Annotated in this window: 23 protein-coding genes; 5 read left to right on the forward strand and 18 right to left on the reverse strand. The window is 64.7% G+C overall.

Annotation, left to right across the window (positions count from 1 at the left end; all coding sequences use genetic code 11):
• The first annotated feature begins 417 nt into the window (after window positions 1–417).
• The gene (locus tag ACZ0AV_RS00665) at window positions 418–1161 is read left to right on the forward strand and encodes an ABC transporter substrate-binding protein (RefSeq protein WP_499149248.1); all 744 of its coding nucleotides are present in this window, start codon (window positions 418–420) and stop codon (window positions 1159–1161) included.
• Between the two features lie 13 nt (window positions 1162–1174).
• On the opposite strand, the gene ACZ0AV_RS00670 is transcribed toward ACZ0AV_RS00665, so the two are convergent.
• The 8 genes from ACZ0AV_RS00670 to ACZ0AV_RS00705 form a co-directional block, all read right to left on the reverse strand.
• A complete protein-coding gene (locus ACZ0AV_RS00670) occupies window positions 1175–2068 on the reverse strand; it encodes a GntR family transcriptional regulator (RefSeq protein WP_499149249.1) in 894 nt (297 codons plus the stop codon).
• 312 nt (window positions 2069–2380) lie between these two features.
• Window positions 2381–3031 carry a methionine ABC transporter permease gene (locus ACZ0AV_RS00675; protein WP_499149250.1) on the reverse strand — a complete coding sequence of 217 codons (651 nt, stop codon included), beginning with the start codon at window positions 3029–3031 and terminating at the stop codon, window positions 2381–2383.
• A complete protein-coding gene (locus ACZ0AV_RS00680; RefSeq protein WP_499149251.1) occupies window positions 3015–4112 on the reverse strand; it encodes a methionine ABC transporter ATP-binding protein in 1098 nt (365 codons plus the stop codon). The genes ACZ0AV_RS00675 and ACZ0AV_RS00680 overlap by 17 nt, the downstream gene beginning before the upstream one ends.
• Window position 4113: 1 nt before the next feature.
• Window positions 4114–4905 (reverse strand): MetQ/NlpA family ABC transporter substrate-binding protein, encoded by a 792-nt coding sequence (locus ACZ0AV_RS00685; RefSeq protein ID WP_499149252.1) that lies wholly within the window; start codon window positions 4903–4905, stop codon window positions 4114–4116.
• A 31-nt stretch (window positions 4906–4936) separates the two neighbouring features.
• The gene (locus ACZ0AV_RS00690) at window positions 4937–6343 is read right to left on the reverse strand and encodes an LLM class flavin-dependent oxidoreductase (protein WP_499149253.1); all 1407 of its coding nucleotides are present in this window, start codon (window positions 6341–6343) and stop codon (window positions 4937–4939) included.
• Window positions 6343–7542 carry an SfnB family sulfur acquisition oxidoreductase gene (locus ACZ0AV_RS00695; RefSeq protein WP_499149254.1) on the reverse strand — a complete coding sequence of 400 codons (1200 nt, stop codon included), beginning with the start codon at window positions 7540–7542 and terminating at the stop codon, window positions 6343–6345. The genes ACZ0AV_RS00690 and ACZ0AV_RS00695 overlap by 1 nt, the downstream gene beginning before the upstream one ends.
• Before the next feature lie 3 nt (window positions 7543–7545).
• Window positions 7546–8790, reverse strand: a complete 1245-nt coding sequence (locus ACZ0AV_RS00700; RefSeq protein WP_499149255.1) for an SfnB family sulfur acquisition oxidoreductase — start codon at window positions 8788–8790, stop codon at window positions 7546–7548.
• Window positions 8791–8902: 112 nt separating this feature from the next.
• A complete protein-coding gene (locus tag ACZ0AV_RS00705) occupies window positions 8903–10132 on the reverse strand; it encodes an acyl-CoA dehydrogenase family protein (RefSeq protein ID WP_499149256.1) in 1230 nt (409 codons plus the stop codon).
• Window positions 10133–10641: 509 nt separating this feature from the next.
• Here ACZ0AV_RS00705 and ACZ0AV_RS00710 point away from each other — a divergent pair.
• From ACZ0AV_RS00710 to ACZ0AV_RS00720, 3 genes are read left to right on the forward strand one after another with little or no spacing between them, the layout of a single operon-like run.
• Entirely contained in the window at window positions 10642–11634 is a 993-nt protein-coding gene (locus ACZ0AV_RS00710) for an aliphatic sulfonate ABC transporter substrate-binding protein (protein WP_499149257.1), read from the forward strand.
• Entirely contained in the window at window positions 11634–12455 is an 822-nt protein-coding gene (locus ACZ0AV_RS00715) for an ABC transporter permease (protein ID WP_499149258.1), read from the forward strand. Before ACZ0AV_RS00710 ends, ACZ0AV_RS00715 begins: the two co-directional genes overlap by 1 nt.
• A complete protein-coding gene (locus ACZ0AV_RS00720) occupies window positions 12452–13183 on the forward strand; it encodes an ABC transporter ATP-binding protein (protein WP_499149259.1) in 732 nt (243 codons plus the stop codon). The genes ACZ0AV_RS00715 and ACZ0AV_RS00720 overlap by 4 nt, the downstream gene beginning before the upstream one ends.
• Before the next feature lie 31 nt (window positions 13184–13214).
• On the opposite strand, the gene sseA is transcribed toward ACZ0AV_RS00720, so the two are convergent.
• The 9 genes from sseA to alaC form a co-directional block, all read right to left on the reverse strand.
• Window positions 13215–14066: a 3-mercaptopyruvate sulfurtransferase gene (gene sseA, locus ACZ0AV_RS00725; protein WP_499149260.1), complete on the reverse strand. Its 852-nt coding sequence runs from the start codon at window positions 14064–14066 to the stop codon at window positions 13215–13217.
• A 100-nt stretch (window positions 14067–14166) separates the two neighbouring features.
• Window positions 14167–14445: a peptidylprolyl isomerase gene (locus tag ACZ0AV_RS00730; RefSeq protein WP_499153255.1), complete on the reverse strand. Its 279-nt coding sequence runs from the start codon at window positions 14443–14445 to the stop codon at window positions 14167–14169.
• A 58-nt stretch (window positions 14446–14503) separates the two neighbouring features.
• The gene (locus ACZ0AV_RS00735; RefSeq protein ID WP_499149261.1) at window positions 14504–15028 is read right to left on the reverse strand and encodes a thioredoxin family protein; all 525 of its coding nucleotides are present in this window, start codon (window positions 15026–15028) and stop codon (window positions 14504–14506) included.
• Between the two features lie 69 nt (window positions 15029–15097).
• Complete coding sequence (locus ACZ0AV_RS00740) at window positions 15098–15814, reverse strand: substrate-binding periplasmic protein (protein WP_499149262.1); 717 nt, start codon at window positions 15812–15814, stop codon at window positions 15098–15100.
• A gap of 153 nt (window positions 15815–15967) precedes the next feature.
• A complete protein-coding gene (locus ACZ0AV_RS00745) occupies window positions 15968–17923 on the reverse strand; it encodes an acetoacetate--CoA ligase (protein ID WP_499149263.1) in 1956 nt (651 codons plus the stop codon).
• A 60-nt stretch (window positions 17924–17983) separates the two neighbouring features.
• Entirely contained in the window at window positions 17984–18754 is a 771-nt protein-coding gene (locus tag ACZ0AV_RS00750; protein ID WP_499149264.1) for a 3-hydroxybutyrate dehydrogenase, read from the reverse strand.
• Window positions 18755–18806: 52 nt separating this feature from the next.
• Window positions 18807–20198 (reverse strand): GntP family permease, encoded by a 1392-nt coding sequence (locus ACZ0AV_RS00755; RefSeq protein ID WP_499149265.1) that lies wholly within the window; start codon window positions 20196–20198, stop codon window positions 18807–18809.
• Window positions 20199–20487: 289 nt separating this feature from the next.
• Window positions 20488–21888: a sigma-54 interaction domain-containing protein gene (locus tag ACZ0AV_RS00760; protein WP_499153256.1), complete on the reverse strand. Its 1401-nt coding sequence runs from the start codon at window positions 21886–21888 to the stop codon at window positions 20488–20490.
• Between the two features lie 83 nt (window positions 21889–21971).
• Complete coding sequence (gene alaC, locus ACZ0AV_RS00765) at window positions 21972–23216, reverse strand: alanine transaminase (RefSeq protein ID WP_499149266.1); 1245 nt, start codon at window positions 23214–23216, stop codon at window positions 21972–21974.
• 246 nt (window positions 23217–23462) lie between these two features.
• Between alaC and ampC the strand changes: the two genes are divergently transcribed.
• Window positions 23463–24626 (forward strand): class C beta-lactamase, encoded by a 1164-nt coding sequence (gene ampC / locus ACZ0AV_RS00770; RefSeq protein ID WP_499149267.1) that lies wholly within the window; start codon window positions 23463–23465, stop codon window positions 24624–24626.
• A gap of 18 nt (window positions 24627–24644) precedes the next feature.
• On the opposite strand, the gene ACZ0AV_RS00775 is transcribed toward ampC, so the two are convergent.
• Entirely contained in the window at window positions 24645–25994 is a 1350-nt protein-coding gene (locus tag ACZ0AV_RS00775; RefSeq protein WP_499149268.1) for a pyridoxal phosphate-dependent decarboxylase family protein, read from the reverse strand.
• Window positions 25995–26103 lie beyond the last annotated feature (109 nt).

Raw genomic sequence — 26103 nt, forward strand, 5'->3', positions numbered from 1 at the left:
GAGCGTTATCGGGGGAGGCGAGGCGATTGCGTTGAGCCTCCAACACCAATACGATTACATTTCTATCACATAAAATGTAATTTCAGTGCAAATGACAAAAACACCTGTCCAGTTGATCAGTTGGCTGACGGCGCGCAGTGGCAGGGCTCATCGATGGTCTGCCCTGTGCCACCCAGCGCGGACTATTACCGCGCTGCAACTGATGCTGGAAAACACCGCGTGTAACGCGCAGGCTGCAAGACGTGATAGCTAGCCTGCGGCGCCGGTTCGCACTGCCCGGGACAGCGGTGGTGGAAGCCGCGCGCGAGTTCGGTCGTTGCGCCGTATCGCAACGACCTGATCGAAGCCGCCATGCGCTCGACGACCGATACCGTCCATGACCTCATCCTTCATTCCTCACCGCCAGCGAGCCCTACCATGAGCACACCCGCATCCCTCATCCAGGCCTTTGCGCCGCACGGCCGCCTCAGGGCTTCGATCAACCTGGGCAATCCGATACTGGCCGGGCGTGATCCGCATACCGGCGAGCCGCGGGGCGTTTCCATCGACCTGGCCCGCGCGCTGGCCGAACGCCTCGGCGTCGAGTTGGAACTGGTGGTGTGGGATGCCGCCGGCAAGTCGGTTGAAGCGGTGGAACGCGGGCAGGCCGATTTCGGCTTTTTCGCCATCGACCCCAAGCGCGCCGAGCAGATCGCTTTCACCGACGCCTACGTGTTGATCGAAGGGGCCTATCTGGTCACCGAGCAGTCGCCCTTGCACAGCAATGACCAGGTGGACCAGGCCGGGACCCGCGTCACGGTCGGCAAGGGCAGTGCCTATGACCTCTTTCTGAGCCGCGAGCTGCAGCAGGCGAGTATCGAGCGGGCGCCCACCTCGCCGGCGGTGGTCGAGCACTTCCTTGCCCATGGCCATGAGGTGGCAGCCGGCGTTCGCCAGCAGCTGGAAGCCGATGCCGCGCGCATGGGCGGCCTGCGTTTGTTGCCAGGACGTTTCATGGTGATCCGTCAGGCGATGGGCGTGCCGCGTGAACGGGGCGAAGAGGCGCAGCGTTTCCTGGCGAGCTTCGTCGAGGAGATGAAGGCATCCGGGTTCGTCGCCGCAGCCCTGGCCCGACACGCTATCGAGGGCGCATCGGTAGCTCCGCCGCACGCTATGCCGTGAGCATGCTGCCTGGCTAGTTGCTGGTCGGGTCCAGGAGAGCGTTGATCTCGCCGAGGTTTCTCAGGGTTGCCTGCAGGTGGTCGCGCAGCGCATCGGAGGCCTGCTGCGCCTGGCCGGCTTCGAGCAGATCGAGGATGTGCAGATGCTGCTCGCAATGCTCGACGTAGCGGGTGCGGTTCTTCATCGAGCGGTAGGAGAGCAGGCGCCGCACCTTGTTGATGCGCCTGATGGTGTCGATGAAGAACGGATTGCCTGACGCCTCCACCAACGCTTCGTGAAACCGTACGCCACGCTCGTGCAGGTCGTCGGCGCTGGCGGTTTCGATGCCGCCATTGATCAGTGCCAGTTCCACCGCGCGGCAGCGCTCGATGATCGCCTGGTCCAGGTGATAGCCCGGCTCCAGCAGGGCTGCCGGCTCCACGGCCAGGCGCATGCGATACGATTGCAGCAGGCTGTCGGGCGTCGTCAGCATCGAGGAGAACTCCCAGCCATAACCCGGCCTGCGGCTCACCCAGCCTTCGCTGGAAATGCGCGCTAGCAACGCTTGCAGCTGGGTCCCGGTGAGCGGGTAGCGGGCCTTGAGGGCACTCTCGGAAATGGCCATGGGTAGCTTGCCGGTCAGCAGATCATCCGCCAGGGCGAAGTAGGTTTCGCCGATAGGGTTGTGGGCGGCGGGGCGGCTGGCCGGGCCATGGTTCTCAGGCTCCTGGGCGAGAAAGTAGCCGCGGTTCTTCATCCGCACCAGCAGGCCGGTTTCGCACAGTGACTGCAGGGCGTCATTGACGGGGGAGCGTGACACGTTCAGGCGGTCGGCGATTTTCTGGGCGGCCAGGTGACTGCCAATGGGCAGTTGCTCTTGGGTAAGCAGTTCGACGATTTTCGGGATGATGGCTTGTGCTGTATTCATTGCGCAGTGCTGCCTCGATCAAGCTGAACACTGTACTGGGCGAGGCCGTCGCGTTCAATGAGCCGGGTGCGATTGCACGGCAAACCACGTCAGCCACCGGCCGCTCATCCCAGGCTGCCCTCGGGGCCGCGATGGCAGCCGTTTCGCCTGCTCGATCAAGTGCGGGAGAAAATTGCGCTGAGCCGTTCTCGATTTGCCCGGCGTCCGTCTGTTGCGGATAGGCAAGGTGCTTAGCCACGTCGTATTTCTGCGACATAGTTAAAGCAAGCCCCTGAAAATCAGGGCTTGCTTTGGCAGGGAAGACCTCTCGCCTTACCGCTTATTCAACCGCTGCGCCAACTTATCCCCGCCAAACTGAATAAAGCTGACCATCACCACCAGCACAACGATCACCGTGAGCATCACCTGTGTGTCGAAGCGCTGGTAGCCGTAGCGGTAGGCGAGGTCACCGAGGCCACCTGCGCCGATTGCGCCGGCCATGGCGGAGGAGTTGATCATGGTGACCAGGGTGATGGTGAAACCACCGACGATGCCAGGCAGGGCTTCAGGGAGCAGCACGTGCCAGATGATGTGCCGGCGGTGGCAACCCATGGCCTGGGCGGCTTCGATCAGGCCGTGGTCGACTTCACGCAGGCTCACTTCGGCGATGCGTGCGAAGAACGGCGTGGCGGCGATGGTTAGTGGCACCACCGCAGCCCAGACGCCATAGGTGGTGCCAACAACCAGGCGGGTGAAGGGGATCAACGCGACCATCAGGATCAGGAAGGGGATGGAGCGGAACAGGTTGACGATGGCGCCCAGCACCTGATTCAGGCGGGGCGCCTCGAAGATACCGCCCTTGCTGCTGGTGACCAGAAATACCGCGAGCGGAATGCCTGCCAGCAGGGCCAGCAGGGAAGACACACCGACCATCAGCAACGTGTCCAGCAAGCCTTGCCAGAGGCGTTCAACCAGCAGCGACATAACCCAGTACCTCCACGTGGTCGGCCAGCGAACGGGCGTTTTCGATAAGCGTTTCGTGGGCGATGCCCGATGGGCCGACAGACAGGAGCAGATGACCCACGGCATGACCCTGGATCTGTTCCAGGCTGGCGTCGAGCAAGGTGGCGCTGCCGCGCAGTGCGGCGCCCAACGCTGGCAAATCCGGCTCCAGGCCGCTCCCGGAAAAATGCAGGCGCAACACCAGATCATCCGAACTGCTACCGCGCTCTGTTTGCAGGCGCTGCTGCAGGCTTGCCGGCAGGGCGTGTTGCAGCGGAGCGAGCAGGGTGCGGGTAACCTCGTGGCGCGGCGCACCGAATACTTGCCACACCGGCCCTTGCTCGACCGCTTCGCCGCGCTCCAGCACCACCACGCGGTCGCAGATCTCGCGGATCACCGCCATCTCGTGGGTGATCAGCACCACGGTCAGGCCCAGGCGTTGGTTGATCTCGCGCAGCAGGCCGAGAATGGCGTGGGTGGTTTCCGGGTCCAGCGCGCTGGTGGCTTCGTCGCAGAGCAGAATCTGCGGGTCGTGCACCAGGGCACGGGCAATGCCCACGCGCTGCTTCTGGCCGCCGGAGAGCTGCGCGGGGTAGGCGTCGTACTTGTCCTGCAGGCCGACCAGTTCGAGCAATTCGCGCACCTTGCGCTGGCGCGGATCTCGCGGCACGCCAGCGACCTTGAGGGGCAGCTCGACGTTCTGCCACACGGTCTTGGCGGACATCAGGTTGAAGTGCTGAAAGATCATGCCGATGCGTCGGCGCAGCGCCACCAGTCGATCCTGGTCGTAGCCGGCGATGTCGATACCATCGATCAGCACCCGGCCGCTAGTGGGTTGCTCCAGGCGGTTGATGGTGCGCAGCAGCGACGACTTGCCCGCGCCGCTGCGCCCGATGATGCCGAACACTTCGCCGCGGCAGATCGACAGGTCGATATCGACCAGCGCCTGTACCGGGCCCGCGGCGCCTTGATAGGCCTTGCCGAGCTTGTCGAAATGCAGGTGAACGCTGGCAGCCAGGCTGGCCTCGGCCGCCTGCTGCAAATGGGGATCGAAGCCGCTCATGTCAGCTCTCCCAGCCGGCCTGGTAGAGCTTGCCGTGGGCCTTGTCGAGCGCGGCACGCACGACCGGCGAGTGCTGGTAGATCTCGATGAACTTGAGCAGACGCGGATCCTCTGCTTTGGCCGGCTGGGCAACGAACTGGATGATGTATTCGGGGTGGTCCACGCCGTCGAACAGCAGGGCGGAGCCTGCATCGAAGGTGTTGGCGAGGCGGATGTAAGCCGGATAGCCCTGCACCACATCGACCTCTTCATAGGCACGAACCAACTGCACGGCCTCCAGCTCGATGATGCGGATGTTCTTCGGGTTGGCGGTGATGTCCTGCTGGGTCGCCTTGTAGCCAACGCCCGGTTTGAGCTCGATCAGCCCGGCCTTTTGTAGCAGTTGCAGGCCGCGCCCGCCGTTGACCGGGTCGTTGGCGATGGCCACCTTGGCGCCGTCCGGCAGGCTGGCGAAATCCTTGTACTGCTTGGAGTACAGGCCCACGTTGTTGATCACCCCGCGGGCCACTGGCACCAGGTCGTAGCCGCGCTCGGCCTTGGCGTTCTCCAGGAAGGGAATGTGCTGGAAATAGTTCACGTCGATGTCGCCATTGGCCAGGCTGACATTGGGGGCGATCCAGTCGGTGAACTCGATCAGCTCCACGTCCAGGCCTTGCTTCTTGGCCTCGGCCACGGCGGCCTCCAAAGGCGGCGCGAAGGCCGCGGTGGTGCCGAGCTTGAGGACCGGCTCGGCATGGGCCAATGAAGCGGCCAGCAGGGCGCCGACGGTCAGGGTTTTCAAGGTTTTAATCATGATTAGCATCCTTGTTGTGTTCAAAGCAGGCTCAGCGCGTTTGCGCTGAGCCTTGCAGGTTGTGGTGGCTGGTGGTTTCGCGTTGCAGGCGTGCCGGATCGCGCCAGCCTGCGCCGGGATGATTGGCGGGCAGCCGTGGGCCGTTGCCGAACAGCTTGTGGCGCAGGGCACCGTCTTCGTAGGCGGTCTTGTAGCGCCCGCGCTGTTGCAGCTCGGGAACCACCAGATCGATGAAGTCGGCGTAGCTCTCCGGGGTGACAATGCGTGTGAGGTTGAAGCCGTCCAGGCCGGTGGCGTCGATCCAGGTGATCAACTGGTCGGCTACCTGGGCGGGCGAGCCGATCACCAGCGGGTAACGACCACCAAGCGCGTGTTGTTCCAGCAGGCGGCGCTTGGTCCAGCCGCCGAAGGTTTTCACTACGGATTCGATGGCGTTGGTTTTGCGCGCCTGAATCGGTTCGTCCAGGCCAAAGGCGGCCAGGTCGATCCCGGTGGAGCTGGAAAAGTGCGCGATGCCGGCTTCCGGGCTGGCGTAGCGCAGGTACTCGGCGTGCTTGGCGCGCGCTTCGGCTTCGCTGGGTGCGACGATCACCGCAATGCCCATGAACACCTTGATGGCGCCGGCCTCGCGCCCGGCGGCGAGGGCGCTGGCACGCACCTTGTCGACTTCGCTGCGCACCGCATCAATGCTATTGCCGCCGATAAACACGCATTCGGCATGCTGCCCGGCAAAGCGTGAACCGCGCGCCGACGAACCGGCCTGGAACAGCAGCGGCGTGCGCTGCGGCGAGGGCTGGCTGAGGTGGTGACCCTCGACCTGATAGAACTCGCCATGGTGGCGGACCTTGTGAACGCTGCCGGGCTGCGCATAAACGCGCCGTTGTCTGTCTGCTACCACGGCGTCATCCTGCCAACTGCCTTCGAGCAGTTTGTAAAGCACCTCCAGGTATTCGTCGGCCTGGTCGTAGCGTCGGTCGTGCTCGACCTGCTGGCTCAGGCCCATGGCTTTTGCCGCGCTTTCCAGGTAGCCGGTGACGATGTTCCAGCCGACCCGGCCGCCGGTAAGGTGATCAAGGGTGGAGAGCCGCCGGGCGAAAGTGTAGGGCGCCTCGTAAGTGAGGTTGGCGGTCACCCCGAAACCCAGGTGCTGTGTGACCCCGGCCATGGCGGACACCAGCAGCAGCGGGTCGTTGACCGGCAACTGGATGGCTTCCTGCAGGGGCAGGTCGATGCCGTTCTGGTACACGTCGTAAACGCCGAGGATGTCGGCGATGAACAGGCCGTCGAACAGCCCGCGCTCGAGTAACTGGGCCAGCTCGGTCCAGTAGCTCAGCGTGTTGAAGTCAGTCGACTGGTCGCGCGGATGCGTCCACAAACCGTGATGGATATGCCCGACGCAGTTCATGTTGAACGCGTTGAGAAGGATCTGTTTGCTCATCAGATCGTCCCCCGGCGCGGCGGCAGACGGTCGTTGAGGTAAAAGTCGCCAACGGCGTGGTACTTCCAGCGCACCGGGTCGTGCAAGGTGTGGGTGCGCGCGTTGCGCCAGTGGCGGTCGAGGCCGTACTCGGCGAGGGTGGCGCGGCTGCCGGCCAGTTCCAGCAGCTTGCTGCCCAGCAGCAGCGAGGTTTCGGTGCTGATCGCCCGGGCTTCGGCCACCGCAATCGAGGCCGCCGCTACGCTGTCGGCATCTGGCGCGGCCTGGGCGCGGTCGACGAATTCACCTGCACGCTCCAGTAGCGCCTCGGTGGCGGCCAGGCGAACGCGCAGCTTGCCGATATCCTGTTGGGTCAGCGGGTCATCACAGGCCTTGTCGATACCAGCATCGATCCACGGCCGCGACTTGTGTCGCACGAAGTGCAGCAGGTCTTCATAAGCGGCACGGGCGATACCCGTGTCGATGGCCGCGTGCAGTAACTGGGCGAACGGACCAACGGTGGTCGGGTGCTCGAAAGCGCTCTGGAACGGCACCACGTCATCGGCAGCCACTGCCACGCCGTCGAACACCACACTGCCGCTGCCGGTGGTGCGCTGGCCGAAGCCACTCCAGTCGTCGATCACCTGCAGGCCGTCGGCATGGCGCGGCACGAAGGCAAGGACACCAACGCCGTTTTCGTCGATCGCCAGAGTCGGGATGCGTTGGGCGAAGAGGGCGCCGGTGCAATAGAACTTGCGCCCGTCGATACGGTAACCGCTGGCCGTGCGGGCCAGGCGCGTGTTGCGATCCAGCGCGGTCCTGGTGCCCAGCTCGGCCAGGGCATTGCCAAAGCGCTGGCCAGCCAATACGTCGGCATACAGGCGGCGTTGCTGCGCCTCGCTGCCGTTTACCCGCAGCACTTCCAGGGCGTAGAAATGGTTCTGCGGGATTTGCCCGAGCGAGCCATCGGCCTGGGAAATCCGCGCGATGACCTTGGCCAGGGTAACGCTGGAGACGCCCGCGCCGCCATGCACCGTGGGCACGCTGATGCCGCCTAGGCCTGACTGGCTGAATTGTTCCAGCTCGCCGTAGGGCAACTGGCGTGTGGCATCGCGCTCGGCTGCGCCGGTTGCGAAATGCTCGCCCAGGCGGTCGGCAGTGGCCAGCGCCTGGGCGTCGTCGCGGATCTTCACCGCGGCGGTATTGAAAGGTGCGTTCATGGGTCAGATCCAGGAATGGCGGTTTGGACGGCCGCCGTTGAGGTGCCAGGCGCCGATGGCGTGGTACTTCCAGCGCACCGGGTCGTGCAGGGTGTGGGTACGCGCGTTGCGCCAATGGCGGTCGAGGCCGAACTCGGCCAGGGTGGCGCGGCTGCCGGCCAGTTCCAGCAGCTTTTCGCTGGCGGCCAGGGAAACCTCGGTGGTCAGCGCCTTGGCTTCAGCCACGGCGATAGAGGCGCGGGCAGCTGCCTCGGCGTCGATGGGCGCCGCAACCGTTTCATCGAGCACGCGAGCGGCTTTGTGCAGGAGCGCTTCGGCGGCGTGCAGTTCGATCTGCAGGCGGCCGACCTCGGCGATCACGTACGGGTCGTCACCCGCACGCTCGACCTTGGCATCGATCCACGGCCGCGCCTTGTCACGCACGAAGGCGATGGCATCGCGCAGGGCGCCGTCGGCGATACCAAGGTCGATGGCCGCCTGGATCAGTTGGGAAAACGCGCCCTGGATGCTCGGCTTGTCAGCCAATGGCCACAGCGGCACGAGGTTGTTTTCGTCGACTTCCACCTCGTTAAGCAGCACGGTGCCGCTGGCCGTGGTGCGTTGGCCGAAGCCGGACCAGTCGTTGACGATGCGCAGGCCCGGGCGGCCGCGCTGGATGAATGCCAGCCACGGGCGGCCCTGATCGTCCAGCGCCTTGGCGGTTACCCAATGGGCGAACAGCGCGCCGGTGGAATAGAACTTTTCACCACTGAGCAGCTTGCGGCCGCCTCGCTGGGTCAGCCGCGCCTGGATATCCAGAGTGTGCTTGCTGCCGCGCTCCGGGCCGCCGTTGCCAATGCGCCAGCCCGCGAGCACGCTGGCGAACAGGCGCTGCTGTTGCTCCGGGCTGGCGGCGGCGTGCAGCAGGCCGATCAGGCCGAAGTGGTTTTGCGGGATCTGCCCCAGCGCCGGATCAACGGCACTGATGATGCGGAACACCTCGGCGATGGTCGCGTACGACAACTGCGGGCCGCCGTAGGTACGCGGCACGGCGATGCTGCCCAGGCCGCTGGCGGTGAAACGCTCCACCAACTCCCACGGCAGGCGCCGCTCGCGGTCACGCACGATCACCTCGGCCTCGGCGGCGCGAGCCAGGGCGTGGGCGGCCTCCAGCGCTTCGGCGTCACTGACGAGAAAGGCGGCAGGGTGTAGCGCAGGGGCGACATCCTGGTCGGATACGCTGTCCTCAAGGGTAATCGGACTGGCCATGTGAACCTCATCGTATGGATGTGCACGCAGCGGCGCGTGGGTGGGCGCGCGCTGCGGCGAGAATCGAGGCTCCGGTGGTCCGGTGGCGAACGGCTTGGGTGAATGAGCGCGATCAGCTGTACAACGAGGGTTGCGGGCCTTGGCCGCTGAGTAGCCAGTGGCCGAGATCGCGCACCTTGTAGTCGATGGGGTCGTGCAGGCTGTGCACCCGCACGTTGCGCCAGAAACGGTCGAAGCCGTAGCGCGAACTGGTGGCGCGCGCGCCCATGGTTTCGAAGATCTGGCTGGTGATGTCGAGGGCTGCGCGAACCGCGACCACCTTGGCTTCGCTGATGGCCAGGGCGACTTCGGCGCGCTCGGTGGCGGTCAGGGCTGGTTTTTCCCAGGCGCTTTGCAAGCGCTGCGCAGCCTGTTCGGCCAAGGGTAGGGCGCTGCGATAGCGCAGCCACAATTCGCCGTAGCGCTGCTGAATGAACGGGTCTTCGCTGGCCTGAGCGACCCCGGACGCCGGCCAGGGGCGGCTGTGCTCGCGGGTGTAGCGCAGCGCCGCGTCCAGTGCGCCCTGCGCGTTACCCAGGTACAGCTGCGTCAGGATCAATTGCGACAGGCAGGCGCGCAGGCTGGTGCGCGGGCTGGGACCAGCCGGGCCAAGCAGCTCGCGGCTGTCGACGAACACCTGCTCGAACTGCACCGTGCCGCTGTCGGTCTGGCGCTGGCCGAAGCCGTCCCAATCACTGTTCACCGCCAGGCCCTCGCGTTGGCTGGGCAGCACGATGAATACGCGGTCATCCGCCTTGCCGTGCCGTGGCGCGCTGATCACCAGCGCATCGGCGCCCAGTGCGCCAGAGCAGAATGACTTGCTGCCGTTGAGCTCGAAGTGTTCCTCGCGGGTGCTGAGCGTCAGCCCGGTGTCGCGGCCATTGGTGGCATTGCCCCAGAACCAGCGTTCCTGGACCGTGCGCGTCAGCCAGTGACGTTGCTGCTCGGGAGTGCCGAACAGCAGCACGGTAGCCACCTGCAGATGCTGGAAGGCGAACAGGTGGGCCAGGGAGCTGTCCGCCGCTGCCAGGTAGCGCACGATGCGGTAGATCTCCGGCCATGGCGCTCCCTGGCCGCCGTATTGCTGGGGCACGGCCAGGCTCAACAAGCCACTGTCACGCAGCAGTTCGCGCTCGGCCGTGGCAGTGCCGCCTGCGCGGTCGCGCTGCACGGCACTGGCGGACAGCCGCCGCGCCAGGCCTTCGACCTTGGCGGTGCGGTTGCCGAAATCGGCGGGAAACAGGTGCGCCGCGAATAGGGACTCGTCACCCGGATGGGCATGCACATGGGCCTCGGCGTTCATGGCGCACTGATCCCGGTAGATCGCGTCGCGCAAACGGGGAAGTAGCCGGGATGGGGCGCAGCACGTGAAGGCGTTGAACGCGGATTGGACATAACGGGCCTCGATGGCAGCGCGTGCGGCCGCAAATGCGAGCGGATCACGCGAGCTGGGAGTGAAAAGGGAGAGGTCCGGTGATCCGGTGCAGCAACGCTATGTCATCTGGAAAACCCGCACTAAATATTTTTTAGTCATTAGCTTAGGCCTGGCATAGAGTTGGAACCGTTATGCAAATTTGTTACTAGAACCGAGAAAACAATTCTTTTTAGGGATTAAGCCGCCTCTCGTAAATTGGTGATCTGGCTGGCAGCGAACCACCGTATCGGCCCCTCGGCAACACACATTCTGCACACCGCAACGCGGTAGCCGCCAACGGCTCCACTGTCTGCCGCACGGCGCGACCGCTTGCAATGACATCTCCTGACCGGCCCGCCAACGGGTTGGAAGGCGCCTTTATTTACGAGGAGATGAGCATGAACAAACTGACCCTGGGTGTCGGTCTGGCCGCCCTGTTGAGCGCCTGGCTGCCCGCCGCCGTTTACGCTGCGCCTCCCAAAGAGGTGCGCCTGGACTATGCCTATTACGCGCCCACCAGCCTGGTGCTCAAGCAGCAGGGGCTGCTCGAGAAAGCCCTGGCGCCGCAGGGTATCAGTGTCAAATGGGTATTGAGCCAAGGCAGCAACCGCTCGCTGGAATACCTCAATGGCGGCAGTACCGATTTTGCCTCCACCGCCGGCCTGGCCGCGGTGCTGAGCCGCGCCAACGGTGCGCCAATCAACACGGTCTACGTGGCCAGCCGACCGGAGTGGACGGCGCTGGTGGTACCCAAGGATTCGCCGATCAAGTCCGTGGCCGACCTCAAAGGCAAGAAGGTGGCTGCCACCAAGGGCACCGATCCCTTCCTGTTCCTGCTGCAGAGCCTGCACGAAGCCGGGCTGAACAAGAACGACGTGGAGATCGTCCACCTGCAGCACCCCGACGGCCGTGTGGCCCTGGAACGGGGTGACGTGCAGGCCTGGGCCGGGCTCGATCCGCTGATGGCGTCGAGCGAGTTACAGGCTGGTTCGCGCCTGCTCTATCGCAACCGCGACTTCAACAGCTACAGCGTGCTCAGCGTGACCGAGACCTTCGCCAACCAGCAGCCGGAACTGGTCCAGCAGGTCATCGCGGCCTACGAGCAGGCGCGCCAATGGGCGATTGCCCATCCTGATGCGCTGGCCCAGTTGCTCGCCGACCAAGCCAGGCTGCCGTTGGAGGTCGCCAGGCTGCAGCTTTCACGTACGGATTTCAGCAATTCGCAGCCCGGTGCGGAGCACGTCAAGGCGCTGAAAGCGGCGGCGCCGATCCTGCTTGAAGAGCAGCTGGTGCGCCCGGGCACCGACGTGGCGCTGGTGGTCGATCAGTTGATCGCGCCGCAACTGGCGGCCAAGGTGATCGGCCAGCCCGTAGCCAGGGCAGGTAACTGATGAAGGCGCTAAGCCTTGCCATCAGCCGTGTTGTACCAGCGTGGCGGCCCCGATTGAACGACCTACGTGGCTGGGTGGTGCCGGTGCTGTTGCTGGCACTGCTGGAAACCCTGGTGCGCAGCGGTGTGCTGCCGAGTCACCAGATGCCCGCGCCCAGCCAGGTAGCGCAGACGCTGCACCTGCTGGCGCAAAGCGGCGAGCTGTGGCGGCACCTGAGCGCGAGCCTGTTGCGAGTCGGCGCCGGCTTCCTGATCGGTGCAGCGCTGGCCATCGTTATCGGCACCTGGGTCGGGCTGAGCCAGCGTGCCGAGGCGTATCTGGAACCGACCTTTCAGGCGCTGCGGGCGATCCCCAGCCTGGCCTGGGTACCCTTGCTGCTGCTCTGGCTGGGTATCGACGAAACGCCGAAGATCGTACTGATCGCCCTGGGCGCGTTCTTTCCCGTGTACCTGGCGCTATTGGCCGGTATCCGCAATATCGACCGCAAACTGGTGGAAGTGGGACAGCTCTACGGGCTGTCGACGCTGGCGCTGGTGCGGCGCATTCTCTTGCCGGCTGCGCTGCCAAGCCTGTTCACCGGGCTGCGCGGTGCGCTGAGCCTGAGCTGGATGTTCCTGGTCGCCGCCGAGCTGATCGCCGCCACCCGCGGCCTCGGTTACCTGCTCAGCGATGGGCGGGAAACCTCGCGACCGGATCTGGTGATCGCCGCAATCCTGTTGCTGGCGCTGCTTGGCAAACTCAGCGACAGCCTGCTCAAGGCCTGGGAAAACCGCGCCCTGCGTTGGCGAGACAGTTATCAGGGCGGGGAGAGCGGCGCATGAGTGCACTGCTGCAATTGCACAACATCCACAAGGCCTTTGCGGGTGTGCGGGTGCTTGAAGATGTCAGCCTGAGCCTTGATGCGGGCGAGGTGATCAGCCTGCTCGGCCCGAGCGGCTGCGGCAAGAGCACGCTGCTGCGCATCGCGGCCGGGCTGGATCGCGATTTTCTGGGCGGTTTGCAGCTCGACGGGCACCTCAGTCGCGTACGTGGCAACGGCGTTGGCGTGGTGTTTCAGGAGCCGCGGCTGATGCCCTGGCTGAGCGTGGCCGGGAACATCGGTTTTGCGGACGGCGGGGTAGGCGATGACAGGTGGGTGCAACGGCTGCTGCTTGACGTCGGCCTGCAGGGCCGCGGCGACGCCTTGCCCAAGCAGCTGTCCGGCGGCCAGGCGCAGCGCGTGGCTATCGCCAGGGCGTTGTATGGCAAACCACGCGTGTTGCTGCTCGACGAGCCGTTCAGCGCGGTGGATGCCTTCACACGGATGAAACTGCAGGATCTGCTGGCGGAGCTGGCGGCCCGCTATGAAGTCGCCGTGCTGCTGGTCACCCATGACCTGGACGAGGCGTTCTACTTGAGTGATCGGGTGCTGATGCTCGGCGGTACGCCCAGCCGCTTGCAGCGTGAGCTGGCGGTGTCGGTGGCGCGCCCGCGTGATCGCCGCTCGGCGCAGCTGGCGCAACTGCGAGGCGAAGCGCTGAGCGCGTTGTACCAGTCTCACGCGCTATAGGCGCCCGCCGGTCGAGGCGGGCGACGAGACGTCACACCACGCCGATGGCTTTCGGGGTGTCGGCGCGGCTGCCCCATTCGGTCCAGGAACCGTCATACAGGGCGCCTTCCGGTAGCCCGGCCACTTCCAGCCCCAGCAGCAATACCGCTGCGGTAACGCCGCTGCCGCAACTGGTGATTACCGGCTTCTTGCCATCGACACCCGCTGCGCTGAACAAAGTACGCAGGGTATCGGCTGGCTGCAGGGTGTGGTCGCTGCGCAGCAGGCGGCTGTAAGGCAGGTTGTGGCTGCCGGGGATGTGCCCGGAGGCGACTCCCGGGCGTGCTTCGGCGGTGCTGCCATCGAAGCGGTTGGCAGCGCGGGCATCAAGTATCAGCGTGTCGTCGCGCTCGATTGCTTCCAGCACATCGCCCAAGCCGCGTACCTTGCGGCTGTGCACGTTGGTCTGGAAGCTGCGTTCGCGCGTCGCAGCCGGCTCGCCGGATTCGGTGGGGCGCCGCTCGGCCAGCCACTTGGGCAACCCACCATCGAGTACCGCGACATTCAGGTGACCGAAATAGCGAAACAGCCACCAGGCGCGCGCGGCGGAGAACAGCCCCTTCTGGTCATACACCACCACCCGGGCGTCGTTGCCCACGCCTTCGGCGCCGATCAGCCGCGCGAAGCGTCCTTGGGACGGCACGGTGTGGGGCAGCGCTGTGTCGGGGTCGGAAAAGGCCTCGATATCGAAAAAACGGGCGCCGGGAACATGCGCTTTCAGGTATTCGGCGCGGCCATTCTTCGCTTCGTTGGGCAGGTAGGTGCTGGCGTCGAACAGCACCACGTCCGCGGCATTGCCTTCACGTGCCAGCCACTCGGTTGTTACCAGGGGTCCAAACGTCATCGTTCATCTCCTTTTGCAGCGTTGGCGTCCATCCTGCCAGCTTGATAGGTGCGGCGCAGCCCAAGGCGACCGGCTGTAACCGCCTGTGCATGGAACGCACTCAGTCGCGGAAGAACACCTGCACCAAGTGATAGCCGAACTGGCTTTTGACCGGCCCATGCACCTCGCGCAGCGCTTTCTTGAAGATCACCTGGTCGATGGCGCGCACCATCTGCCCAGGGCGTACTTCGCCCAGGTCGCCGCCTTTCTTGCCGGAGGGGCAGGTCGAGTGCTTGCGTGCCAGCACGTCGAAGGCCTCGCCTGCGGCGATACGCTTTTTCAGGTCAGCGGCTTGCGCTTCGGTCTTGACCAGAATGTGGCGGGCCATAGCCTTTGCCATCATGGGTTCCTCGTTCGGGGGGCGCGTATTGTGCCAGCAATCGCGGCGCCCGCGCCTGTCAGGTGCCGATTGGCGCCCGGCCTTCGTGGGCCTCGATAAGCTCCAGCAGATCGGTCAGCGTGCTTTGCAGGTAGCGGCCGGCGCGGTAGTCCGGTTTGGCTGCCTCGCCGCCGTCGATGACAGCCTGCGGCCGTTCTATGAAGCGACCGATGAGTTCGAAGTGCTCGTCGAGCACGGCGACAACCGGAATCAGGATGCGCTCGAGCGCCAGGCGATCACGCAGCTCGTCTTCGGCACGGCCCTTGGTAATGATCGCTAAATCGATACGCGGCTGCAGGGTCTGCATATGGTGCATCGCCGCAACATTGAGTTGGCAGTCAGGGCACCACATTTCGCCAGCCGCCAGCAGGTGATAACGCCCTGTTACGGATTGCAGGCGTTGCAGCGTTGTGGCGTCGAACGTATCGCTGGCGTTCAGACGTTCCTGTACACGCGCTACTGCGGCGATTTCGTCGGGCAGGCCGCGATGGGTAAAAGCGTCGAAAGACTCGCCGATGGCGAAGAGGGCCTGATAGCTGGCCATGCTGACTCCTCGAATGGGGTAGGTGCGCAGTCGAGCAGAAAAATCGCCACCCCGCAATCGGTGATGGGCCTAGCGCTTTGGCACGTAGCGCTCGGTGATGCGCTGCAGGCTGCCGTCCTTGCGCATGTCTTCCAGGGCACTGTGCACGGCCTTGACCACCTGCGGATCGCATTGCAGCGAACAGGCGATGTACATGTCCAGCGGCGCCAGCAACGCGCTCATCGCCAGGTCTGGGCCTTCATCCCACACGTGCCGGCCTTCCAGCTCGGTGGTGAACCAGGCGTCCACGCGGCCGCGTCTGACCAGTTGGATCGGCTGGTCACCGAGCTTCAGCGCATACAGTTGCTCGTCCTGGAAACCACTGCGCCTGAGAATTTCTTCCTGGGCGGAGCCCAGCCCGACGGCGACCAGACGGTAGCGCTGGCGCGCCTCTTCCAGGCTGGCCACCGGCTTGTCGAGGGTAAAGAAGGCGCGCGACAGCGGCTGGATATTGGCCACCCAGGTGAAATGCTCTTCCCGTTGCGGGGTACGCGAGAGCGGCACGACCATCACGTCGCGCGACTCCTGGGCGCGCTTCTGCGCACGCGCCCAGGGGGCATTGACCACCACCGGGTTATAGCCGGCCCGCTGCAGCGCCATGACTGCTATGTCGCCGGTGATGCCGTGGCCGTCATCACCATGCAGAGCCAATGGCGGCGCGTCCGGCATGTAAAGCTGGATATCACGCAGCTCGGCAGGCAGCGAGCAGGGCAGCAGCAAAAGAAGCAGGCAGGCAAGAAGGCGCAACGCAGACATTCCTTGGCGGTATATCACGAGTATAGAACGTGCCGGGCAGGATATCTGTGAACCGTTAGTAGGATGAGCATCGCCCGTGGCCCTGCTGGCCGGGATGTTTGCGCGGAGTCACCGTCGATCGCCAGCGGCGACCGACGGCTCGCTTCAGCCCTGTAGCTGCGGCAGGTCGCGATACAGCTCCAGCGCCTCCGGGTTGGCCAGCGCATCGGTATTTTTTACCGGCTGGCCATGCACCACGTTGCGCACCGCCAGCTCGACGATCTTGCCGCTGATGGTGCGCGGGATATCCGCCACCGCGATGATCCGTGCCGGCACGTGGCGCGGCGTGGTGTTGGCGCGGATCACCTGGCAGATCTGCTTGTGCAACGCTTCGTCGAGCTGTACTCCATCGCGCAGACGCACGAACAGCACCACACGTACATCGCCGTCCCATTGCTGGCCGATGGCGATGGACTCCAGCACCTGTTCGATCTTCTCTACCTGACGATAGATTTCGGCGGTGCCGATGCGCACGCCTCCGGGGTTGAGCACGGCATCCGAACGGCCGTGGATGATCAGCCCGCCATGGGGCGTTTCTTCCGCGTAGTCGCCGTGTGCCCAGATGCCGGGGAAGGTCTCGAAGTAGGCGCTGCGGAATTTTTCGCCATCGGGGTCATTCCAGAAACCAATCGGCATGGACGTGAAGTGCCGGGTGCAGACCAGCTCGCCCTTGTCGTCGGTCACCGCCTTGCCGTCGTCGCTCCACACCTGCACGTCCATGCCCAGGCCCTTGCACTGGATTTCGCCGCGGTACACCGGCGCCACGGGGTTGCCGAGCGCGAAACACGAGACGATGTCGGTGCCCCCGGAGATGGACGACAGGCAGACATCGGCCTTGATGTCGCGGTACACGTAATCGAAGCTCTCGTGGGCCAGCGGCGAGCCGGTGGAGAGAATGGTCTTGAGCCGGTTCAGCCGGTGGGTTCTGCGTGGCTTGGCGCCGGCCTTTTCCAGGGCGGCGATGAACTTGGCGCTGGTGCCGAACACGCTGATGTCCTCGGCGTCGATCAGGTCGATCAGCCGCGTGGGCTCGGGGTGGAAGGGCGAGCCGTCGTACAGCACCAGGGTGGCGCCCAGGGCCAGGCCGGATACCAGCCAGTTCCACATCATCCAGCCGCAGGTGGTGTAGTAGAACAGCGTGTCGTCGGCCGTCACGTCGGCGTGCAGGCCCAGCTCCTTGACGTGCTGCAGCAGTGTGCCGCCGGCGCCATGGACGATGCACTTGGGTACGCCGGTGGTACCGCTGGAATAGAGGATGTAGAGCGCGTGCTCGAAAGGCACGGGCGTGAAGACGGGTTCGCCCTCGGCGCGGTAAAAGTCGTTCCAGCACTCGACCCGGGCCTGGGTGTGGAAATCCCCGGCCTGGCAGCCGGTATTGGCATAGGGCACCACGACCAACTGCTGCAGGGTGGGCAGGTGCGAGAGAATGTCGTTGAGCTTGCCGGTCAGGTCGAGGTTCTTGCCGGCATAGCGATAACCTGCACAGGCGATCAGCACCTTGGGCTCGATCTGACCGAAACGATCGATCACCCCCTGGGTGCCGAAATCCGGCGAGCAGCTTGACCAGGTGGCGCCGAGGCTGGCGGTGGCGAGCATGCCGACCAGGGTTTGCCAGGTGTTGGGCATGAAGGCGGCGACCCGGTCGCCGACGCCCACTCCAGCGTTCCGCAGGCTGCGCTGCAGGCCGGCAACGTGGGTGGCCAGTTGCGCGTAACTCAGCTGCTCGCGACTGCCGTCTTCGGCCACGGCGACGATGGCCGGGCGCTCGTCGCGGCGGCGCAGCAGATGCTCGGCGAAGTTCAGCGTGGCGCCCGGAAACCAGTGGGCGCTGGGCATGGCCGGGCCTTCTTCGAGCACGGCACGTGGTTGCTGGCTGAAGCGAATGTCGAAGACGTCGACGATGGCCTGCCAGAACGCTTCGCGCTCGCTCACGCTCCAGGCGTGCAACGCCGGGTAGTCGGCCAGAGCGAGGCCGTGGCGGCTGTTGACGAAGCGGCGCAAGGCATCCATTCGCGTGGCGCTGATGCGTTCGGCCGTGGGCGTCCAGAGCGGTTGCTGCATTGGGTTACCTCACTACTTTTTTATTCGCGGGCAGGGCCGTTCAGCCCTGCCGGTTTCCATTTATTGTGCCAGCCAGCCGCCATCCATGTTCCAGGCCGCGCCGCGCACCTGGGCGGCGGCATCGCTGCACAAAAACAGGGCCAGTTCGCCGAGCTGTTTGGGCGTCACGAACTCCAGAGACGGCTGCTTCTCTGCGAGAAGGTTACGCCGTTCAGCTTCGCTGTCGCCGCTCTCGGCGGCGCGGGCATCGATCTGCGCCTGTACCAGAGGCGTGAGTACCCAGCCGGGGCAAATGGCGTTGCAGGTGATGCCGGTGGTGGCGGTTTCCAGCGCCACGGATTTGCTCAGGCCGATCAGCCCGTGCTTGGCCGCCACGTAGGCGCTTTTGCCGGGTGACGCAGCCAGCCCGTGGGCCGAGGCGATATTGATGATGCGCCCCCAGTTGCGCTGGCGCATGCCGGGCAATGCCAGGCGGGTGGTGTGGAACGCCGAGGACAGGTTGATGGCGATGATCGCGTCCCAGCGCTCGGGAGCAAAACTCTCCACGGGCGCTACGTGCTGGACGCCGGCATTATTGACCAGGATGTCGAGGGCGCCGAACTCACGCTCGGCGTAGGCGACCATCGCCTCGATCTGCTGTGGATCGGAGACGTCCGCCGGGTGGTGGCCGATCTTGCCGCCGAACGCGGCCACGGCATTGGTGGCCGCCTCGGCATCACCGAAGCCATTGAGCAGCAGGTTGGCGCCTGCTTCGGCCAGTACCAGTGCGATACCCAGGCCGATGCCGCTGGTAGAGCCGGTGACCAGAGCGGTCTTGCCTTTGAGATTCATACGAACTCCTCATGCATGCGGCCCTCGATCAGGGCTGCGTGCCTCATGAAAATTAGACGATGCCGGTGCTGTAGAAGACGCCGATGACGAAAAACACCGCGACGGTCTTGATGATGGTGATGCCGAAAATGTCCTTGTAGGCTTCGCGGTGCGTCAGCCCGGTAACGGCCAGCAGGGTGATCACCGCGCCGTTGTGAGGCAGGGTGTCCATGCCGCCGCTGGCCATGGAAGCGACGCGGTGCATGACCTCCAGCGGGATGTTGGCGGCGTTGGCCGCGGCGATGAAACTGTCGGACATGGCCGCCAGGGCGATGCTCATGCCGCCCGACGCCGAGCCGGTGATGCCGGCCAGCAGGGTAACGGTCACCGCTTCCTTGACCAGCGGATCAGGGATGCCCTTGAGCGCGTCGGCAAGGACCAAAAAACCGGGCAGCGAGGCGATCACCGCACCGAAGCCGTACTCCGAGGCGGTGTTCATCGCGGCCAGCAACGAGCCACCGACCGCCGCCTTGGTGCCCTCGGCAAGCTTCTCGCGAATCACTCCAAAGGCGCTGACCAGCACCAGGGCAATGCCCGCCAGCAGCGCCGCCTGTACGGCCCAGATCGCGGTCAATTTGCTGACGTCGGTCTGCAGTGGCGCCGCCATGCCGGCCAGTTGCAGGCTATGGGTCTTGCCGTAGAACTCGGGAATCCAGTGGGTAAACAACAGGTTGGCCACGCCCACCAGCACCAGCGGCGCAAGGGCCAGCCAGGGGCTGGGCAGCTTGATGTCGTCCGGGGTTTCCGGTTCGTTGCGCAACTGCGTGCCGTAGCCTTCACCGGCGCGCAGCGCCTTGTTCAACTGGCGACGCAGGTAAAGCATGCCGATGCCCAGTACGAACAGGCTGCCGATCAGCCCCAGCCAGGGGGCGGCCCAGGCGGTGGTGTTGAAGAATGTGGTGGGGATGATGTTCTGGATCTGCGGCGTGCCGGGCAGGGCATCCATGGTGAAGCTGAATGCGCCGAGGGCGATGGTTGCCGGAATCAGTCGCTTGGGAATATTGCTCTGGCGGAACATCTCGGCAGCGAACGGGTACACCGCGAACACCACCACGAACAGCGACACGCCGCCGTAGGTGAGCAGGGCGCAGACCAGCACGATCACCAGCATCGCCTGGCCGGTGCCGAACAGGCGGATGGCCGCCGCGACGATGGAGCGCGAGAACCCCGACAGCTCGATCAGCTTGCCGAACACGGCGCCCAACAGGAATACCGGAAAGTAGAGCTTGATGAAGCCGACCATCTTTTCCATGAACACCCCGGTGAAGGCGGGCGCCACGGCGCTGGGATCGGTAAGCAGCACGGCGCCGAGGGCGGCGATGGGGGCGAAGAGGATGACGCTGTAGCCACGGTAGGCGGCCAGCATCAGTAGAGCCAGTGCAGCGAGGGCGATGATGACACTCATCGACTATCTCCTGACCCTGCAGCGTGGCGAATCGAGAGGCTGCCGTGGCCTTCGAGTCATTCGCACAGGCGCTGTGGGCGCTTTTGTTTTTGTTGTCGGCGGCGGGTGGGCCCGCAGCGGGTGCATAGCGAGTTCTATGCCAGGTTTCTAACTCGTTGAATTGCAATGATTTTATTTTTAGCTCAGGCGCCTCGCTGGTCGTCTGTCGCAAACTCGGGACAGAATTCGGGTGCCGAGCCTTAGTTATGGGCCTTGCGAGGTAGTCCCTTAAATGGGACAAGTCCCGAAATCAGGACGAAAGGCCCAGCTCCAGCATCTTCCGATACAGGGTCGAGCGCCCCAGGCCCAGCCGCTGCGCAGCCTGCGGAACATCGCCCGCGGTGATGGCCAGTGCCTTGCGGATCAGCGCGCGTTCGAAGTCTGCTCGTGCCTGGTGGAAATCCTCGATCTGCCCGTCGTCCTTCGCCACGCCCGGCGTCTCGGGCAGTACCTGAAGGGTGCCGATGGCTGCGGCCACGACCGTATGATCGAGCAGCGTGTCATCGCTGAGCAGGCAAGCCCGTTCCAGCACGTTGTGCAGTTCGCGTACGTTACCTGGCCAGGCGTGGCGGGCCAGCAGAGCCAAGGCCTCGGGGTGCAGTTCGTGGCGGCCTTGGAGTGCATCGAAGATCGCTTCGCAGAGCGCCGGCAGGTCTTCCAGACGCTCGCGCAGTGGCGGTACGGCGATGGTCAGCACGTTGAGGCGGTAGTACAGGTCGGCGCGGAAGGCGCCTTTGCGCACCGCTGCCTCCAGGTCGATGGAGGTGGCGGCGACCAACCGCACATCGCTGCGCAGCACCTCGTTGGAGCCCACCGGCTCGAATTCCTTTTCCTGCAGCACGCGCAGCAATTTGCTCTGCAGCGGTAGCGGCATGTCACCGATCTCGTCGAGAAACAGCGTGCCGCCATGGGCAATCTGCAGCTTGCCGGCGCGGCCCTTGCGGTCTGCACCGGTGAAGGCGCCCGGCGCGGTGCCGAAGAACTCCGCTTCGAGCAGCGTCTCGGGAATAGCCGCGGTGTTCAGGCTGACGAAGGGTTTGCTGGCTCGCGGCGAGGCATTGTGAATGGCATGGGCGAGCAACTCCTTGCCGGTGCCGGTCTCGCCCAGCAGCAACACCGCCGAGTCGCTGGTGGCGCTGCGCCGCGCCAGGCGCTTGACCTCCAGGCTGCGGGCGCTGGTGCCAATGAACTGGGCGAAACTGTATTTGGCCTGCCGCGACTTGAGCTGCGAACGGGTGGAGGCCAGCTCCTGCTGCATTGCCTGGTAGCGGGCCAGCAGTGGCGACAGCGATTGCAGTTCGTCGAACAACGCAAAGCCGATGGCGCCGATCACCTGGCCGGCATCGTCGTGGATGGGCAGGCGCATGACCACCAGCGGCTCGCGGGGGGTGTCCATCATGTCCAGCAGGATCGGACGGCCGCTCTTCACCACATCGCGCAGCAGGCTGCCGGGAATCACGCTTTCGCAGGGGCGGCCAATGGCCTCGCTGGCGCTGCGCAGGCCGAAGCGCTGGGCGTAGCGTTCGTTCATCCAAACGATACGCGCGTCGCGGTCGACGATGATGGTGCCTTCGCTGGATTGCTCGAAAATTTCGAACAGCGAACGGATGGCCGACTGGCGAATGTGGGGGTAGTTGCCGAGATCCTGCATGGCGCGCTCGTCATGGGCTGGAGCGCGGATCATAAACGAGTTGTCAGACGGCGCGGCACCCTTGCGGTGCCGCGCCCTTGGCTTCAAGCCCCTTCGGCGGCCTTGCGCGGCGCTTTGCCGGCAGGCGCCTCGAGCAATCCGTCGGCCCGGAACATCGCCTTGATGCCACGCACGGCCTGGCGAATGCGATCCTGGTTCTCGATCAGTGCGAAGCGCACATGATCATCGCCGTAGTCACCGAAGCCGATGCCCGGCGACACGCAGACCTTGGCTTCGGCCAGCAGCTTCTTGGCGAATTCCAGGGAGCCGAGGTGCGCGTAGGCGTCGGGGATCTTCGCCCACACGTACATCGAAGCCTTGGGGTTCTCGACCATCCAGCCCAGCTCGTGCAGGCCCTTGACCAGTACGTTGCGGCGCTGGCGGTACTGCTCGGCGATGTCGCGCACGCACTGCTGGTCGCCCTCCAGCGCCGCGATGGCCGCCACCTGCAGTGGGGTGAAGGTGCCGTAGTCGTGATAGCTCTTGATCCTTCCCAGGGCGTTGACCAACTCCGGGTTACCGACCATGAAGCCGATCCGCCAGCCGGCCATGTTGTAGCTCTTGGACAGGGTGAAGAACTCCACGGCGATGTCCTTGGCGCCCGGCACCTGCATGATCGACGGGGCTTTCCAGCCGTCATAGACGATGTCGGCATACGCCAGGTCATGGATGACCAGTACGTTGTACTGCTTGGCCAGGGCCACCACGCGCTCGAAGAAGTCCAGCTCCACGCACTGCGCGGTGGGGTTGGACGGGAAGCCAAGGATCATCATCTTCGGCTTGGGGATGCTCTCGCGGATCGCTCGTTCCAGCTCGATGAAGAAATCCACACCTGGCACCAGCGGCACCGAGCGCACCTGGGCGCCGGCGATCACCGCACCGTAGATATGAATCGGGTAGCTGGGGTTGGGCACCAGCACCGTGTCGCCATGGTCCAGAGTGGCCAGCATCAGGTGCGCCAGGCCTTCCTTGGAGCCGATGGTGACGATGGCTTCGCTTTCCGGGTCGATGTCGACCTGATAGCGGTCCTGGTACCAGCGCGAGATCGCCCGGCGCAGGCGCGGAATACCGCGTGAGGTGGAGTAGCCATGGGTGTCTTCACGCTGGGCGACCTGCACCAGCTTCTCCACGATGTGCGGCGGCGTCGCGCCATCGGGGTTGCCCATGCTCAGGTCGATGATGTCCTCGCCACGGCGGCGAGCGGCCATCTTCAGTTCAGCGGTGATGTTGAAAACGTAAGGGGGGAGACGATCGATGCGCGCAAAGCGGCGCGGAGCTTGGTCAGCCATGCTTTCCTCGAACAACGTAAGCGCCCGGAACCGTCCGAGCGACGTTGGCCACTGCGGTGGCCTGGGCGGACGATAATCTCGAGCCGCAAGCTTTGTCGAGAGCCCAGCAGAAACAACCTCGCGTGCTCCACGGTCGCCCGCGGCCGGCATGAAACGATATCCTTGGCCACGACTCGAACACCGATGCTGACCCGCGGGCAACGCGAATCGGCGTCACGTCACACTAAACAGAGAGCCGTCATCGAGATGAATCACGGATATATCGCCACGGGCCTGTTCACCGCCAGCCTGGCCCTGTCGCTGCCTGCCGTTGCCATGTCCGAGCAGGCGTTTCAGGCCCGCGCCGCTGAAGTGTTCAAGCCACTGATGGCAAAGTACGACGTTGCGGGTCTGGCTGTCGGCGTGACCTGGAAGGGCAGGCATTATGTGTACACCCAGGGTATGGCGGACCGGGCAGCAGCCATCGCGGTCGACTCCGACACGCTGTTCGAGCTGGGTTCGTTGAGCAAGACCTTCAACGTTACCCTGGCGGCAGTCGCGCAGCAGCGTTCGCTGTTGTCGCTCGATGACCCGGTGGCGAAGCACATACCCGAACTGGGTAAGCGCCCCTTCGGCGCCTTGAGCCTCATGGACCTGGCCACCCACCACAGCAGCGGCCTGCCATTGCAGCCGCCGGATGTGGCCAAAGACGACGCCAGCCTGATGGCCTGGTTGAAACAATGGCAGCCGGTGGCCGGCAGTGGCCATGAGCGCGCTTACTCCAACGTCAGTATCGGCATGCTTGGGCGGATCTCGGCTCAGGCATTCGGGCAGTCCTATGCCCAGGCGCTTCACGACAACGTGCTGCAGCCACTGGCTCTTCAGCATACTTACGTCGAAGTGCCTGCTACGCAGATGAAGCACTATGCCTATGGCTATGCGCGCGAGACCAACGCAGCGATACGGGTCAACCCGGGCATGCTCGATGCCGAAGCCTACGGCTTGAAGTCGGATATCGACGACATGCTGCGCTTCGTCGATATCAACCTGGGGGCCGTCGTGGTGCCTGAACAGCTTTCCACCGCCATACAGACAACGCATCAGGGCGTTACTCGAACATCCGAGTTCACCCAGGCGATGATCTGGGAACGCTATCCCTGGCCGGTTTCCCGCGAGCGGCTGTTAGCCGGCAACGCACCGGCCCTGGCCCTCGAAAGTCAGCCGGCCAGCCGCTTGAGCGCCAGAGAGATCTCCGAGCAGGGCGTACTCTTCAGCAAGACCGGCTCGACCAATGGCTTTGGTGGTTATGTCGCCTTCATCCCCGATGAAGAGATTGGCCTGGTCCTGCTGGCCAACCGCAACGTGCCGTTGGAACCTCGTGTGGATGCGGCGTTCACGCTGCTTCAGCAAGTGCTGAAAGGCGAGCGCTGATTCCGTATCGGGGCTGGCTCAAGCATTTTTCAGGCGCAGCAGCAGGGTGATGAGGGTTTCGATATCCGCATCCGTGGTGCGCCAGGAGCTCACGCTCAGGCGAAAAGCCGGTCGGCCCTGCCAGACGGTGGCGCCGAACCAGGCTTCGCCTGAGCCCTGCGCCGCGTTGAGAATCGCAGCGGTTTGCTCGTCCGAGTCGCCGCGCACCAGCACCTGATTGAGTCGCACCCGGTTGAGCACCTGATAGCCGCCGCCACGCAGCGCCTCGGCCAAGTAGCCTGCCTGGCGGATATGCCGGTCGATCATGTCGCGCAAGCCGTCGCGGCCCAGGCTTGCCAGCGCCGCCCAGATCGCCACGCCGCGCGCACGGCGGGAAAACTCCAGGGTCAGGTTCTTCTGTGCCTCTTTCGAGGCCATGGCGTAGGCAGCGTCGCTGTTCATCGCGGCGGCCAGGGCATCGCCATCGCGACAGATGGCCATGGCGCTGTCGTACGGCGTGTTCAGCCATTTGTGGCCGTCGGTGGTCCAGCTGTCCGCTTGTTCGATGCCATCGGCCAGCCCGGCCGACGAAGACGCTCGCGCCCACAGGCCGAATGCACCGTCTACATGCACCCAGGCACCGGCGGCTCTGGCGCGAGGAATCAGTTCGGCGAAGCGGTCGAACTCACCGGTATTGACCTCGCCAGCCTGGAGAATCAGTAGGGTACGGTCATCCAGTTCCGGGAGCCTGGCCGGGTCGATGCGGCCGTGTTCGTCGACCGGCGCCAGTTGCAGGCGGCGCATGCCGAAGCCAAGCACGCGCAAGGCCTTTTTCACCGTGATGTGGGCTGTTTCGGACATCACCACGCGAATCTCCGGGGCGCCGATCAAACCGTCCTGATCGAAATCCCAACCCCGTTTCGCCAGCAACTGACGGCGTGCTGCCGACAGGCAGGCAAGGGTGCAGGCGGTGGCGCTGGTACCGAAGCCGACGGCGCTTTCGGTCGGCAGGCCCAGTGCCTCGCAGACCCAGCGGGCAGCGACCTTCTCCAGTTTGTCGGCAACCGGAGAATTATCGAACGACGACGCGCACTGATCCCACGCCAGCACCATGCGCTCGGCGGCTGCGGCGGCAGGCAAAGTGGCGCCGATCACGAAACCGAAATAGCGCGGACCGTTGCTGGTGACGGTGGCGGGCGTGCCCAGTTCGTCGAGCTTGTGTAGCACCTGCTCGGCAAGACTTGCGGCGGTTGGCAGGGGCTGGTCGAAGCCGTCCAGCGCCGCGATGGCGCTTTCCAGCGGGTAGACCCGGCGGTGCTCGATGCTGTCGTAATAGGCGAGGGCGCGACGATCAGCGTCGGCCAGTAAAGCGCGTTCATCGGTGTGCATGGAGCGGTTCCCGGCAGGAAAATTCGATGGCTAACCCTAGCCGAGCGGGCTGTCGTGCTGGCAGATACAGCCTTCTGGTGCTTTTCCCCTACAGTCGGCCAGCCAGTAC

The organism is Pseudomonas sp. AC532, from assembly GCF_979258965.1.